This window comes from Enterobacter sp. ECC-175, assembly GCF_043968675.1.
Taxonomy (GTDB): domain Bacteria; phylum Pseudomonadota; class Gammaproteobacteria; order Enterobacterales; family Enterobacteriaceae; genus Enterobacter.
This window is the reverse complement of the sequence record NZ_CP143776.1, coordinates 3595558-3610416: the sequence shown is the minus strand read 5'-3', so window position 1 is coordinate 3610416 and position 14859 is coordinate 3595558. Positions and strand designations below refer to the sequence as shown.

The following is a 14859-nucleotide window of genomic DNA, read 5'->3' as shown; positions in this document are numbered from 1 at the left end:
GGGAGGATGTGGTGATTTACTCAATCCCCATCCCGCTTATTCTCCCGGTGCTTTAGCCACAGCCGCACCGCAATCACCCCCACAACCACCAGGATCAGCCATGCCCAGTGCTTCACGTGCTGGTCAAACTTATGCAGCCACGGGCCTATCACTTCGCCTCCAACGTAGCCGAGCGTAGTGAAAATCAGCGCCCAGGCGATGGCCCCGAGGATATTCAGCGGCAGGAAGATTTTCGGCGGCAGGCGGCTTGCGCCGATCAGTATTGGCCCGATGATACGAAAGCCGTACATAAAGCGGGTGCCAATCACAAAGAGATAAGGGTGACGCTGGATCAGCTTTTGCGCCCGGTTAATCTTCTTGCGATGCTTCGAAAAGCGCTTAAGGAGAGTGGGCCCAAAGCGTAATCCCAGAAAGTAGAGCAGCTGGTCGCCAATCATGCCGCCCAGCGCTACGGCGGCAACCACCAGCGGAAACTTGAGCAATCCCTGATGCGCTGCAACCCCGCCTAACAGCGTGATGGTTTCGCCCTCCGCCACGCTGCCAATCACCAGCGCAGCGTATCCGTATTGTTCAATCAGACCGTTGATATCCATTAAGTACGCGTCGTCTCCTTGTTTTTCCTCCGTTAATGATACACCCCATCTATAAATAGCGCGGCATCAGAGGCAAATTTAGCGTTGTACATAAAATAATCTAAAGCCTGCATTATACTTGAGGTATCGATGACGGGCCGACAACAAGGGGGCGTTATGAACCATGTCTGGGGACTCTTCTCCCATCCCGATCGTGAAATGCACGTGATCAGAAATGAGAACGAAACGGTTGCGCATCACTATACCCACCACGTGCTGCTGATGGCGGCGGTGCCGGTGATTTGCGCGTTCATTGGCACCACGCAAATCGGCTGGAACTTCGGTGATGGCACCGTGGTTAAGCTCTCCTGGTTTACCGGGCTCTACCTGGCCATTTTATTCTACGGCGTCATGCTGGCGGGCGTGGCCGTAATGGGGCGCGTGATCCACTGGATGGCGCGTAACTTTCCTCAACGTCCATCTCTGGCAAACTGCATGATTTTCGCCGGATATATCGCGACTCCGCTGTTTTTAAGCGGCATTGTTGCGCTCTATCCGCTGGCCTGGCTGTGCGCGCTGATCGGTACGCTTGCGCTCTTTTACACGGGGTATCTGCTGTATCTGGGCGTGCCCACCTTTCTGAATATCAATAAAGAAGAGGGCCTGAGCTTCTCCAGCTCAACGCTGGCTATCGGCGTGCTGGTTCTGGAGGCGCTGCTGGCGCTGACGGTGATTCTGTGGGGCTACGGATACCGTCTTTTCTAAGCTCACTGCGCTGCTGGCGCAATTGCCAGCAGCGCAGCATCCGTTCATGATTATCCGCTGGCGACATTTCACGGTGCCCGCTATGATGCCCTGGCCAGCCTGCGTTTTTCATACGCGCAGGCGGCGTACGTCAATACGTGCCTGATTCACTATCAGAAGTCTCACCATGCTGAAATTCCGTGTCTCTATACTTAGCCTTGCGCTAATCCTCGGTGCGTCTGCGGCCGTGCCCGCGATGGCAGCCGCGACAGCCGCCGCGCCGGCTGCTCAACCGCAAATTGCGTCCGGCAGCGCGATGATTGTCGATCTCAACACCAATAAGGTGATCTACGCCAGCCATCCCGATCTGGTGCGACCGATTGCCTCAATCACAAAATTAATGACGGCGATGGTGGTGCTTGACGCACGGCTGCCGCTGGACGAAACGCTGAAGGTGGATATCAGCCATACGCCGGAGATGAAGGGAATTTACTCTCGCGTGCGCCTGAACAGCGAAATTAGCCGTAAAAACATGCTGCTGCTGGCGCTGATGTCGTCAGAAAACCGCGCGGCGGCGAGCCTGGCGCACCACTATCCGGGCGGATATGACGCGTTTATTCGCGCGATGAATGCCAAAGCCAAATCCCTGGGCATGACCAACACCCGCTTTGTTGAGCCTACCGGCCTGTCGATCCACAACGTGTCGACGGCGCGTGACCTAACGAAGATGCTGATTGCCAGCAAGCAGTACCCGCTGATCGGCCAGCTCAGCACCACCCGTGAGGATATGGCGACGTTCGCCAATCCCTCCTACACGCTGCCGTTCCGCAACACTAACCATCTGGTTTACCGCGAAAACTGGAACATACAGCTAACCAAAACCGGCTTTACCAACGCGGCGGGCCACTGTCTGGTGATGCGTACCGTGTTCAACGGCAAGCCGGTGGCGCTGGTGGTGATGGACGCTTTTGGCAAATACACCCACTTCGCGGATGCCAGCCGCCTGCGCACCTGGATTGAGACAGGGAAGGTACAGCCGGTGCCGGCCGCGGCGCTGACGTACAAAAAGCAGAAAGCGGAACAGATGGCGACCGCGCAGAACGATTAGGTAAACGCAAAACGGTAACCCAGGTTACCGTTTTTTATGTTTTCTCCCTCTCCCTGTGGGAGAGGGCCGGGGTGAGGGCACCAGACCGCACAGCGTTTATTCCGGCAGCGTCCAGTCGCCCTCATTGAGCGATCGCTGCATGATCAGCGTATCCCGCCAGTCGCCTTTTTTGTAGCCTACGCTGCGCAGCTGGCCCACCACCACGAAGCCGTGTTTTTTATGCAGCCGCAGCGACCCCGCGTTATTGTTTCCGTCTCCCACCACGGCGATCATTTGCCGCCACGGGCCCTGTTCGCAGCGCTCGATCAGCGCGCTTAACAGCGTTGAGCCTAGCCCTCGTCCGGTGGCGCTGGCATCCACGTAAATGGATTCTTCGAGGGTGTAGCGATAGGCATGGCGTGGACGATAGGGCGTGGCGTAGCAATAGCCGACCACGACGCCGCGATAGAGGGCAACCAGCCAGGGCAGGCCGCTATCGCTGACGTTTTTTATGCGCTGGCGCATGTCGTCGACGGTAGGAGGAACTTCCTCGAACGATGCGCGGCCGTGAAGAACGTGCCACGCGTAAATGGCGGAGATGGCATGCACGTCATCGGGAAGGGCATCGCGCACAACCACTCCGCTTTCGGACAAAGTATCAACAGCCGACATGATGTGCCTGCTCCTCGTGATGCAATGCCGGAGAAGCGTTTCTCCGGCGACAGGCTGCTACTCTAGTACGTTTAAGGAGCGCTTAACAATCTCTCAAATATAGCGGTAGTCCGGATTCAGGGGCTTACGCGTCGCGCTGCTCGGTTTCAACATCCTCTTTCCAGTATTTCTTCCGCGTTGTTTTACCAATCCCGGGATTCATACTGTTTGTAGGGTCATTCTCGCGATAAAAACGCGTAAGCGTTTCCGGGGCTTTATACAGGTGGCCAACGTTATGCTCCGCGGGGTACTGCGCGCCGCGCGCGTGAAGCAGGGCGAGCATCTCCTCTTTCAGCGCGTGCGCATCAACGCCTTTTTTGACGATGTAATCCTGATGGAAGACGTAGCACATAAAGTGGCCGTAATAGAGCTTATGCACCAGCTTATCGTTAATTTCCGGCGGCAGGTGTTCAAACCACTCGGTATCGTTGCGGCGCAGGGCGATATCCAGCGCCAGGATATCTTCCACCTCTTCGGAATGTACCGCCTGATAGCGAATTGCCGCGCCCGCTGCCGCAAAACGATGAAGGAAGGCTTTGCTGCCCTCTTCAGGGGTACAGGCGAAGAAATCTCCCTCGGCGGTTTTGAAAAACTCGGTCAGCCAGGCCTGCGCTTCCTCGATGCCGTCCCCGGCCATTTTTAGCAGCAGGTGATGTTCGTACTTATCGCGCCAGGTTTTCATCCGCTCCGGCAGGTGCGCCGGGAAGACGTTGCCCAGCTTCTGCATAAAGCGGTCGGTGAAGTGGGGCTTAAACAGCGGCACTTTCTCAAGCATCGCGTCGGTACGCCCCTTCATGGTAAAGAAGAACGGCATTTTGTCGGTGCCGAGCCTGTCGATCATCAGGAAGGTATCTTTGCCATAGCGCTCGGCAATATCGTAAATATCCCGGTGCATATACTCGCCCGCCACCGGCAGGTGGGTGAATTCGGCCAGGATATGGCGTCGAATTTCGGTGAGCACTTCCGGCTGGTTAGTCCCGATGTAGAAGACCTGCTGCTTTTTTTCTGCCGGGAAGGTATCGAGACGCACCGCAAACACCGCCAGCTTGCCCGCGCAGCCGGAGGATTCAAACAGCCGATCCGGATCGGCGTTGTAGCGCGCCGGGGTGTCGGCCTCAATGTCGCGCACGCGGGTGATGTAATCATGATCGTGCGCGTGGCGGCCGTCGTGCTGCACGTCTTCATCCTTCACGCGATCGTCATCCAGCTTGCTCAGGATCTGCTCCGGCGTCACGCCCAGGTCGATACCCAGGTGGTTGACCAGCGTCAGCTTGCCGTTCTCGTCGATCCGCGCAAAGAGCGACATCTCGGTATACGCCGGGCCGCGCTGCACCAGCGAACCGCCGGAGTTATTGCAGATCCCGCCGATCACCGACGCGCCGATGCACGAGGAGCCAATCACGGAGTGCGGCTCGCGCCCCAGCGGCTTAAGCGCTTTCTCCAGCGAATAGAGGGTCGTGCCGGGGAAGGCGAGCACCTGCTCGCCTTTGTCCAGCAGGTGAAGCTTATCGAGGCGCAGCGTGCTGATAATCACAATGTCTCGATCGTAGTCGTTGCCGTTCGGCGTTGAGCCTTCCGTCAGGCCGGTATTGGCGGCCTGCATTAAAATGATCTTGTCGGCGGCGACGCAGGCGCTGAGCACGCGCCACAGCTCCAGCAGCGTGCCGGGGAAAACAACCGCCAGCGCATCGCCCTGGCCGGAGCGGAAGCCCTTACGGTAGCGGGCCGTTTTTGCCGGGTCGGTAAGCAGGTGAGAGGAGCCAACCAGGCGCGACAGTTCGTTAATAAAAGCGTTGTTATCGTCAGTTCGAACAGAAGACATCTTCCACTCCTTGTGGTGGGGCAAATTTCTCGCTGTAAAGCATAGCGCGATTAACTGTTGAGCGGTCTACTATTCATCAGAAAAATCAGAGAATAACCCTGCAAGCGAAAGAGGGTTTATGGCACACTGCGCTTTTCGCACGGTCCGGTGGCGTTCTTCCGGCGGTTAATGATGAGAGAGTAAAACGACATGAAATGGATATGTTCTGTAGGTGTCGCCGTCAGCCTGGCGCTGCAGCCCGCGCTGGCAGATGATATGTTTGGCAATCACCCGCTTACGCCTGAAGCCCGGGACGCGTTCGTCACGGAATTGCTCAAGAAAATGACGGTCGATGAGAAAATCGGCCAGCTGCGTCTTATCAGCGTCGGCCCGGACAACCCGAAAGAGGCCATCCGGGAGATGATCAAAGAAAGTCAGGTGGGCGCGATCTTTAACACCGTTACCCGCCAGGATATCCGCAAAATGCAGGATCAGGCGATGGCGCTCAGCCGCCTGAAAATTCCTCTCTTCTTCGCCTACGACGTGCTGCACGGGCAGCGTACCGTTTTCCCGATTAGCCTCGGTTTAGCCTCTTCCTTTAACCTCGATGCGGTCAAAACCGTCGGGCGCGTTTCCGCCTATGAAGCGGCGGACGACGGCCTGAACATGACCTGGGCGCCGATGGTGGATGTCTCCCGCGATCCGCGCTGGGGCCGCGCCTCGGAGGGCTTTGGCGAAGACACGTATTTAACGGCCACGATGGGCAAAACCATGGTGGAAGCGATGCAGGGCAAAAGCCCGGCGGACCGCTACTCGGTGATGACCAGCGTTAAGCACTTTGCGGCCTACGGCGCGGTGGAGGGCGGTAAAGAGTACAACACCGTCGACATGAGCCCGCAGCGCCTGTTCAACGACTACATGCCGCCGTACAAGGCGGGGCTGGACGCGGGGAGCGGCGCGGTGATGGTGGCGCTGAACTCGCTGAACGGCACGCCGGCGACCTCCGATTCGTGGCTGCTGAAAGACGTGTTGCGCGACCAGTGGGGCTTTAAGGGCATTACCGTCTCGGATCACGGTGCGATCAAAGAGCTGATCAAGCACGGCACCGCCTCCGACCCGGAAGACGCGGTGCGCGTGGCGCTCAAGTCCGGCATCAACATGAGCATGAGCGACGAATACTACAGCAAATACCTGCCGGGCCTGGTGAAGAGCGGCAAGGTGACGATGGCGGAGCTGGACGACGCGACCCGCCACGTGCTGAACGTGAAATACGACATGGGACTGTTTAACGATCCGTACAGCCACCTGGGGCCAAAAGAATCTGACCCGGCGGACACCAACGCCGAAAGCCGCCTGCACCGCAAAGAGGCGCGCGAGGTGGCGCGTGAAAGCCTGGTGCTGCTGAAAAACCGTCTTGACACGCTGCCGCTGAAAAAATCCGGCACCATTGCCGTCGTAGGCCCGCTGGCCGACAGCAAGCGCGACGTGATGGGCAGCTGGTCCGCCGCGGGCGTGGCCGATCAGTCCGTCACCGTGCTGACCGGCATCAAAGACGCCGTGGGTGAAAACGCGAAAGTGGTTTACGCCAAGGGCGCGAACGTCACAGACGATAACGATATCGTCACCTTCCTCAACCAGTACGAAGAGGCGGTGAAGGTTGACCCACGCTCGCCGAAAGAGATGATCGACGAGGCTGTCAGCGCCGCGAAGCAGTCTGACGTGGTGGTTGCCGTGGTGGGCGAAGCGCAGGGCATGGCGCACGAAGCGTCCAGCCGTACCGATATCACCATTCCGCAGAGCCAGCGCGACCTGATTGCGGCCCTGAAGGCCACCGGCAAGCCGCTGGTGCTGGTGCTGATGAACGGCCGTCCGCTGGCGCTGGTGAAAGAAGACCAGCAGGCCGACGCGATTCTTGAAACCTGGTTTGCGGGCACCGAAGGCGGCAACGCCATTGCCGACGTGCTGTTCGGCGATTACAACCCGTCCGGCAAGCTGCCGATGTCCTTCCCGCGCTCCGTCGGGCAGATCCCGGTGTACTACAGCCACCTGAACACCGGCCGTCCGTACAACGCCGACAAGCCGAACAAGTACACTTCGCGCTACTTTGATGAAGCGAACGGTCCGCTGTATCCGTTTGGTTACGGCCTGAGCTACACCACCTTCAAGGTCTCTGAGGTGAAAATGTCTGCGCCGACCATGAAGCGTGACGGTAACGTGACCGCCAGCGTGGAGGTGACCAACACCGGCAAACGCGAGGGGGCCACGGTCATTCAGATGTACGTTCAGGACGTGACGGCGTCGATGAGCCGTCCGGTCAAGCAGCTGCGCGGCTTTGATAAGGTCACGCTCAAGCCGGGCGAAACCAAAACCGTCACTTTCCCGATTGACGTGAACGCGCTGAAGTTCTGGAACCAGCAGATGAAGTACGACGCCGAGCCGGGCAAATTCAACGTCTTTATCGGCGTGGACTCCGCGCGCGTCAACAAAGGCGAGTTCGAGCTGCTGTAATCTCCTCCCCCGCATCCCCCGGCCCCGGGGGATGTCTCTTACCTTATGCTAAAAAGGCATTTTGACGGTTAAACCTGCCGTTTTAAGCTACGCTTTTCTTTCAAGCCTCTGAAAAAGGCGGCAAAACTGAGGAAAGTAGATGACGATTTCAAAGGGGATAGTAGGCTCAGCGGTACTGCTGGCGGCGCTAAGCCTGCCTTTACAGGCAGCGGAGCCGGTGAAGGTGGGCTCAAAGATTGATACCGAAGGGGCGCTGCTGGGCAATATCATCCTGCAGGTGCTTGAAAGCCACGGGGTGAAAACGGTCAATAAGGTACAGCTGGGGACAACGCCCGTGGTGCGCGGCGCAATCACCTCCGGCGAGCTGGACATCTACCCGGAATATACCGGCAACGGCGCATTCTTCTTCAAGGATGAAAACGATGCAGCATGGAAAAATGCCAAAGCCGGCTATGAGAAGGTCAAAAAGCTCGACGCCGAGCAGAACAAGCTGGTCTGGCTCACGCCTGCGCCGGCCAACAACACCTGGACCATTGCGGTGCGTAAAGACCTCGCCGAGAAGGGCAAGCTGGTTTCGCTGGAGGATCTGAGCCGCTATCTGAAAGAGAAGGGCGACTTTAAGCTTGCCGCCTCTGCCGAGTTTATCGAGCGCCCCGACGCGCTGCCTGCCTTTGAAAAAGCCTACGATTTCAAGCTTGACCAGTCGCAGCTGCTTTCGCTGGCCGGGGGCGACACGGCGGTCACCATCAAAGCCGCGGCGCAGAAAACCTCCGGCGTGAACGCCGCGATGGCCTACGGCACCGACGGCCCCGTAGCGGCGCTGGGGCTGCAAACGCTGAGCGATCCGAAAGGCGTTCAGCCGATCTATGCTCCGGCACCGGTGGTGCGCGAAGCGGTGCTGAAAGCCTATCCCGACATGGATAAATGGCTCAAGCCGGTTTTCGAAAAGCTGGATGAGAAAACGCTGCAGCAGCTGAATGCCAGCATTGCCGTTGAGGGGCTGGACGCCAAAAAAGTGGCCGCCGACTTCCTGAAGCAGCAAGGGCTCGTGAAGTAACAGGGAAAGGCTGTGCCAATAAAATGTCATAATCGCGTACTGCTGCTGCTGGCCTGCGTGGCCGCGGCAGCCGTCGCGCTTCCGTTTGTAAACGTTGCGCCCAACCGTCTGGTCTCGGGCGAACCGCGCCTGCTGTGGGAGATTTGGCCGTTCATGCCGGTCGCCATCGTGATGGCGCTGGCGGCGGCAACCGCGCTGTCGCTCCTGCCGGGCCGCGCCGCCCTGTGGCTGACGCTTATCCTCTGTGAGCTCCTCTTTGTTACCCTGTTCTGGAGCGCCGGGCTGGCGGCTACGCACATGGCCTCGGCGGAAAGCCCGCTTGCGCGAACCTCGATTGGCAGCGGCCTGTGGCTCTGGCTCGCCCTGTGCCTTCTGGCGTGCAGCGACGCGATTCGCCGCCTGGTAACGATGCCCGCCTGGCGCTGGGTGCTAAACGCCCAGATCTGGATCCTGCCGCTTGCGCTGCTGTTCAGCGGCGAGCTGAACGCGCTTTCCCTGCTCAAGGAGTACGCCAACCGCCAGGAGGTGTTCGACGACGCGCTGGCGCAGCATGTAACCATTCTGCTCGGTACGCTTTTCCCCGCGCTGCTGATCGGCGTGCCGCTGGGGATGTGGTGTTACCGTCATCCCTCGCGGCAGGGCAGCGTATTTACCGTGCTGAACATCATCCAGACCATTCCCTCCGTTGCGCTGTTTGGCCTGCTGATTGCGCCGCTCGCGGGGCTGGTAAAGTCCTTTCCCGTGCTGGGATCGCTAGGCGTAGCCGGAACCGGACTCACGCCTGCACTTATCGCCCTGGTGCTTTACGCGCTGCTGCCGCTGGTGCGCGGCGTGGTGGCAGGGCTAGGCCAGGTGGCCCCGGACGTGCTGGAAAGCGCCCACGCGATGGGCATGAGCGCGCGCCAGTGCTTCTGGAAAATCCAGCTTCCGCTCGCGCTGCCGCTGCTGGTCCGCAGCCTGCGCGTGGTCACCGTGCAAACCGTCGGCATGGCGGTTATCGCCGCGCTGATAGGCGCGGGAGGATTTGGCGCGCTCGTCTTCCAGGGCTTGCTCAGCAGCGCGCTGGACCTGGTATTACTGGGCGTTGTGCCCACCATCGCGCTGGCGGTCGTGCTGGATGCGCTGTTTGCCTTGTGGCTCGCCCTGCTCAGGAGAAGCGCCAATGATTGAATTTCATGATGTCAGTAAAACCTTCGCGGGCCGCCCGGCGGCAAGCCACCTGAACCTTCACTTTGCGGAAGGGGCTTTCTCCGTGCTCATTGGTACCTCCGGTTCGGGCAAATCGACCACGCTGAAGATGATCAACCGGCTGGTGGAACACGACAGCGGCCAGATCCGCTTTGCCGGCGAAGAGATCCGCAGCCTGCCGGTGCTGGAGCTGCGCCGCCGCATGGGGTACGCCATTCAGTCCATCGGCCTCTTCCCCCACTGGACGGTCGCGCAGAATATCGCCACCGTGCTGCAGCTGGAAAAATGGACGAAGGCCAGGATTCAGGAGCGCGTGGACGAATTGATGGCGCTGCTGGGGCTGGAGCCTGCGCTGCGCGACCGCTACCCGCACCAGCTTTCGGGCGGGCAGCAGCAGCGCGTGGGGGTGGCGCGCGCGCTGGCCGCGAACCCGCAGGTGCTGCTGATGGATGAGCCGTTTGGCGCGCTCGATCCGGTCACGCGCGGCGCGCTCCAGGCAGAGATGACGCGCATTCACCGCATCCTTGGGCGCACGATTGTGCTGGTCACGCACGACATTGACGAGGCGCTGCGCCTGGGCGATCGCCTGATCCTGATGGACCAGGGGGAGGTGGTGCAGCAGGGCTCGCCGCTTGAGCTGCTAACGCACCCGGCAAACGATTTTGTGCGTGAATTTTTTGGCCGCAGCGAGCTGGGCGTCCGGCTGCTCTCCCTGAGAACCGTCGGGGAGTATATGCGCTCGCAAAGCGAGGCGGTGGCGGGAGAGCCGCTACGGGCGCAGATGAGCCTGCGCGATGCCCTATCAGCGTTTGTCGCCCGACGGTGCGAGGTGCTGCCCGTGGCAAACGAGCAGGGCGTGACCTGCGGGGCGCTGCACTTTCGCGATCTGCTGACAGGGGAGGTGGCGGGTGAAGTGGGCGCGTGATCCGTTGCTTTGGCTGATTGGCCTTTTTGTTGCCCTGCTGTTTCTGATGCCGCACAGCGCGGGGCTGTTTAGCGCGCTCTTTCCCGGGCTGCCGCGCCCGGTTTATCAGCAGGAGAGCTTCGTTAACCTGACGCTGGCCCATTTCTGGCTGGTATCACTCTCCAGCATGATGGCCATTTTGCTCGGCGTGGGCGCCGGAATTGCGGTCACGCGGCCGCAGGGCAGGGAATTTCGTCCGCTGGTCGAGACCATCGCCGCGATGGGGCAGACGTTTCCCCCCGTGGCGGTGCTGGCGATTGCGGTACCGGTCATGGGCTTTGGTCAGGAGCCGGCGCTTGTCGCGCTGATTCTCTACGGCGTACTGCCCATTTTACAGGGGACGCTGGCCGGGATAGCGGCGGTACCGCCGTCCGTGCTGAGCGTGGCCGAAGGGGTCGGGATGAGCGCCCGCCAGCGGCTGTGGAAAGTTGAGCTGCCGCTCGCCGCGCCGGTCATTCTCGCGGGGATCCGCACGTCGGTCATTATCAACATTGGCACGGCGACTATCGCGTCAACGGTGGGGGCAAACACCCTGGGCACGCCGATTATTATCGGCCTGAGCGGGTTTAATACGGCCTATATTCTGCAGGGGGCGATTTTGGTGGCGCTGGCGGCGATCGTCGTCGACCGCCTGTTCGAACGGTTGGCTGGGTATCTCAGCCGACACCGCCGCGAACAATAAATGAATAGCCTGCCAGCATGACGCCGCCAATGCCGCTCACGGCCATCAGAACGAAAAGGGTAATTACGGCCAGTTTGGTTGCCTTCATCATGTGCTCCTGTTGTTAACGGAACAATTATACGGTGAAGCGCAGCTGTTAATGAACCATTAAATGCCGTTACGACTCATCCGGCCCCAGGGCGTAAACCGGATAGCCATTCTCCCGCCACTCGGCCAGCAGCTGTTGCTGGGAGGCGGTGGGAACCTCGCCACACCAGACCAGCAGCGTCTGGCCGTCAAAAAACTCGGGCCGCAGCTGGGCGAGCGAATGGGCCAGCACGTCGACGCGCCAGCCTTTTTGGGTGGCGATCCACGCTTCAAGCCACAGGCGGGTGGTGTCGTGAATGTTCCAGCCGACCACCAGCGCATCTTTTCCGCTCTTGTTTCGCGCGGAGGCCAGGCAGACCGAAATATAGTTGATAAGCACGCCGTCGAGCATGCTCAGGAGCGCCTGCAGCGTGGACTGCTGGCACTGGAGGCGGCGGCGTAAGGGAATAAAAAGCTGTACGATCAGCGTTTGCGCCGGGTGATCGCGCCCTTGCTCCTTAATCCAGGCGCGCAGGCGCTGCAGGTTGCCGGCCTGCAGAAGGCGCAGCAGGGCTTCTTGCTGTTCGCGCCAGACGCGCTGCGTGTCGGGATCGTCCTGGCAGAGCAGGGATTTCACTTTGCCTACCTGCACGCCGTTATCAATCCAGCTTTTGATTTCCCGGATCCTGTCGATATCGGCATCATTGAAAAGGCGATGTCCGCCGTCCGTTCGCTGCGGCTTGAGTAATCCATACCGCCGCTGCCACGCCCTGAGCGTGACGGGATTGATATCACAAAGGAGTGCCACTTCACCTATCGTGTAAAGCGCCATATTCGCCCCCTGGCCTGCGCGTCCCCAGCTTAACTGTAGACCCACTTTGCCGAACCAGGAAGAACTGATTCTTTTTTGTACAAATTATGCGAAGCATGCGCGATGTTCGGCAAAAGATGTGATAGCGGGCACGAATTTCAGCTTTTTTGGACTGCTTCAAAGAAAGTTTTCCCCCTTCAGTGTATGTTACGCGTTTTTAGAAGGTGCGGTTCCCGAGTATGTACGAGTTCAATCTGGTGCTGCTGTTGCTTCAGCAGATGTGCGTGTTTCTGGTCATTGCCTGGCTGATGAGCAAAACGCGCCTGTTTATTCCGCTGATGCAGGTTACCGTTCGTTTACCGCACAAGCTGCTTTGCTACGTAACCTTCTCTATTTTCTGCATTATGGGGACGTACTTTGGTCTCCATATCGAAGATTCCATTGCCAACACGCGCGCGATAGGCGCGGTCATGGGCGGGCTGCTCGGTGGCCCCGTCGTGGGCGGGCTTGTCGGCCTGACGGGTGGCCTGCACCGTTACTCAATGGGCGGCATGACGGCGCTCAGCTGCATGATTTCGACGATCGTCGAAGGGCTGCTCGGCGGGCTGGTTCACAGCTACATGATCAAGCGCGGCCGCCCGGACAAAGTGTTCAGCCCGATTACCGCGGGTGCGATTACCTTTGTCGCCGAGATGGCGCAGATGGCGATCATCCTGCTGATTGCCCGTCCGTTTGAAGATGCCCTGCACCTGGTCAGCAACATTGCTGCGCCGATGATGGTGACCAATACCGTCGGCGCCGCGCTGTTTATGCGTATTCTGCTCGACAAGCGCGCGATGTTTGAGAAATACACCTCGGCATTTTCCGCCACGGCGCTGAAGGTGGCGGCCTCGACGGAGGGGATCCTGCGCCAGGGCTTCAATGAAGAGAACAGCATGAAGGTGGCGCAGGTGCTGTATAAGGAGCTGGATATCGGTGCGGTAGCAATAACCGATCGCGAAAAGCTGCTGGCCTTTACCGGCACCGGCGACGATCACCATTTACCCGGCAAGCCCATTTCGTCCGCCTACACGCTGCGCGCCATTGAAACGGGCGAGGTGGTTTACGCCGACGGCAATGAAGTGCCGTACCGCTGCTCGCTGCATCCGCAGTGCAAGCTGGGCTCGACGCTGGTCATTCCCCTGCGCGGTGAAAACCAGCGGGTGATGGGCACCATCAAGCTGTATGAGCCGAAAAACCGGCTGTTCAGCTCCATCAACCGCACGCTGGGAGAGGGGATCGCGCAGCTGCTATCGGCGCAAATTCTGGCCGGCCAGTACGAGCGGCAGAAGGCGCTGCTGACCCAGTCAGAGATTAAGCTGCTGCACGCGCAGGTTAACCCGCATTTTCTGTTCAACGCGCTGAATACGCTTAAGGCGGTGATTCGTCGCGACAGCGATCAGGCGGCCCAGCTGGTGCAGTTCCTGTCGACGTTTTTCCGAAAAAACCTCAAGCGCCCGTCGGAGATCGTGACCCTGGCCGATGAGATTGAACACGTCAATGCCTACCTGCAGATTGAGAAGGCGCGCTTTCAGTCGCGCCTGCAGGTGTCCTTATCCGTACCGGACGAGCTGGCGTACCAGCATCTTCCGGCCTTTACCCTGCAGCCGATTGTGGAAAACGCCATCAAGCACGGCACCTCGCAGCTGCTGGGGACAGGGGAGATATCCATTTCCGCCAGCCGGTTTAACCACCATCTTGTGCTGGATATTGAGGATAACGCCGGGCTTTATGAGCCCACCGGTTCCGGAGGCTTAGGCATGAGCCTGGTGGACAAGCGCCTGCGCGCCCACTTTGGCGACGGTTGTGGCATTGCCGTTGCCTGCGAGCCGGACCGCTTTACCCGCATTACCTTACGACTGCCGCTGGAGGAAAACGCATGCTGAGAGTGCTGATTGTGGATGACGAGCCGTTGGCACGAGAAAACCTGCGCGTGCTGTTGCAGGAGCAGCGTGATATCGAGGTGGTGGGTGAGTGCGCAAACGCCATCGAGGCCATCGGGGCGGTACACAAGCTGCGCCCGGACGTGCTGTTTCTCGACATCCAGATGCCGCGCATCAGCGGGCTGGAGATGGTCGGCATGCTTGACCCGGAGCACCGGCCGTATATCGTTTTTCTGACGGCGTTCGACGAATACGCCGTGAAGGCGTTCGAGGAGCATGCGTTCGACTATTTGCTCAAGCCGATTGAAGAGCAGCGGCTGGACAAAACGCTCAACCGCCTGCGCCAGGAGCGCTCCGTGCAGGACGTTACGCTGCTGCCGGAAAACCAGCAGCCGCTCAAGTTCATTCCGTGCACCGGGCACAGCCGTATTTACCTGTTGCAGATGGACGACGTGGCGTTCGTCAGCAGCCGCCTGAGCGGCGTCTACGTGACCAGCGCCGAAGGGAATGAAGGTTTCACCGAGCTGACGCTGCGCACGCTCGAAAGCCGCACGCCGCTTATCCGCTGCCATCGTCAGTATCTGGTGAACATGGCGCACCTGAAGGAAATTCGGCTGGAAGAAAACGGGCAGGCCGAGCTGGTGCTGCGCGCGGGACAGACGGTGCCGGTTAGCCGCCGCTATCTGAAAAGTTTGAAAGAGGCGATCGGCCTGTAAAACTGGTACACTGCGCGCCATTGCATCATC

14 protein-coding genes are annotated in these 14859 nt (G+C 59.5%); 9 read left to right on the top strand and 5 right to left on the bottom strand.

Features of this window, described 5'->3' with window-relative positions:
• Positions 1-20: 20 nt before the first annotated feature.
• The gene (locus V1599_RS17215) at positions 21-593 is read right to left on the bottom strand and encodes a DedA family protein (protein WP_112012542.1); all 573 of its coding nucleotides are present in this window, start codon (positions 591-593) and stop codon (positions 21-23) included.
• Between the two features lie 156 nt (positions 594-749).
• Between V1599_RS17215 and V1599_RS17210 the strand changes: the two genes are divergently transcribed.
• Both V1599_RS17210 and pbpG read left to right on the top strand, forming a co-directional pair.
• Complete coding sequence (locus V1599_RS17210; protein WP_395300510.1) at positions 750-1337, top strand: Yip1 family protein; 588 nt, start codon at positions 750-752, stop codon at positions 1335-1337.
• A 166-nt stretch (positions 1338-1503) separates the two neighbouring features.
• Positions 1504-2424: a D-alanyl-D-alanine endopeptidase gene (gene pbpG / locus V1599_RS17205; RefSeq protein ID WP_112012540.1), complete on the top strand. Its 921-nt coding sequence runs from the start codon at positions 1504-1506 to the stop codon at positions 2422-2424.
• A gap of 96 nt (positions 2425-2520) precedes the next feature.
• On the opposite strand, the gene V1599_RS17200 is transcribed toward pbpG, so the two are convergent.
• Both V1599_RS17200 and dld read right to left on the bottom strand, forming a co-directional pair.
• Positions 2521-3075, bottom strand: coding sequence for a GNAT family N-acetyltransferase (locus tag V1599_RS17200; protein WP_112012539.1), 555 nt, complete (start codon positions 3073-3075; stop codon positions 2521-2523).
• 124 nt (positions 3076-3199) lie between these two features.
• Entirely contained in the window at positions 3200-4936 is a 1737-nt protein-coding gene (dld, locus tag V1599_RS17195) for a D-lactate dehydrogenase (protein WP_112012538.1), read from the bottom strand.
• A 189-nt stretch (positions 4937-5125) separates the two neighbouring features.
• Between dld and bglX the strand changes: the two genes are divergently transcribed.
• The 5 genes from bglX to V1599_RS17170 all read left to right on the top strand — a co-directional run bounded on the left by bglX (position 5126) and on the right by V1599_RS17170 (position 11314).
• Positions 5126-7423, top strand: a complete 2298-nt coding sequence (gene bglX, locus V1599_RS17190; RefSeq protein WP_112012537.1) for a beta-glucosidase BglX — start codon at positions 5126-5128, stop codon at positions 7421-7423.
• A 139-nt stretch (positions 7424-7562) separates the two neighbouring features.
• On the top strand, positions 7563-8480 hold the full coding sequence (locus V1599_RS17185) for an ABC transporter substrate-binding protein (RefSeq protein WP_395300509.1): 918 nt from the start codon (positions 7563-7565) through the stop codon (positions 8478-8480).
• Between the two features lie 12 nt (positions 8481-8492).
• A complete protein-coding gene (locus tag V1599_RS17180) occupies positions 8493-9650 on the top strand; it encodes an ABC transporter permease (protein ID WP_395300508.1) in 1158 nt (385 codons plus the stop codon).
• The gene (locus V1599_RS17175; RefSeq protein WP_112012534.1) at positions 9643-10593 is read left to right on the top strand and encodes an ABC transporter ATP-binding protein; all 951 of its coding nucleotides are present in this window, start codon (positions 9643-9645) and stop codon (positions 10591-10593) included. The genes V1599_RS17180 and V1599_RS17175 overlap by 8 nt, the downstream gene beginning before the upstream one ends.
• Positions 10577-11314 carry an ABC transporter permease gene (locus tag V1599_RS17170; protein WP_395300507.1) on the top strand — a complete coding sequence of 246 codons (738 nt, stop codon included), beginning with the start codon at positions 10577-10579 and terminating at the stop codon, positions 11312-11314. Before V1599_RS17175 ends, V1599_RS17170 begins: the two co-directional genes overlap by 17 nt.
• On the opposite strand, the gene V1599_RS17165 is transcribed toward V1599_RS17170, so the two are convergent.
• Together V1599_RS17165 and mlrA are read right to left on the bottom strand one after the other, a co-directional pair.
• Positions 11289-11402, bottom strand: coding sequence for a protein YohO (locus V1599_RS17165; RefSeq protein ID WP_010433613.1), 114 nt, complete (start codon positions 11400-11402; stop codon positions 11289-11291). The genes V1599_RS17170 and V1599_RS17165 overlap by 26 nt on opposite strands.
• Before the next feature lie 69 nt (positions 11403-11471).
• A complete protein-coding gene (gene mlrA, locus V1599_RS17160; RefSeq protein ID WP_395301589.1) occupies positions 11472-12212 on the bottom strand; it encodes an HTH-type transcriptional regulator MlrA in 741 nt (246 codons plus the stop codon).
• Between the two features lie 218 nt (positions 12213-12430).
• Here mlrA and V1599_RS17155 point away from each other — a divergent pair, with 218 nt between their 5' ends.
• Together V1599_RS17155 and btsR are read left to right on the top strand one after the other, a co-directional pair.
• Positions 12431-14116, top strand: coding sequence for a sensor histidine kinase (locus V1599_RS17155; RefSeq protein WP_112012531.1), 1686 nt, complete (start codon positions 12431-12433; stop codon positions 14114-14116).
• Positions 14110-14829: a two-component system response regulator BtsR gene (gene btsR / locus V1599_RS17150; RefSeq protein ID WP_112012530.1), complete on the top strand. Its 720-nt coding sequence runs from the start codon at positions 14110-14112 to the stop codon at positions 14827-14829. Before V1599_RS17155 ends, btsR begins: the two co-directional genes overlap by 7 nt.
• The last annotated feature ends 30 nt before the right edge of the window (positions 14830-14859 follow it).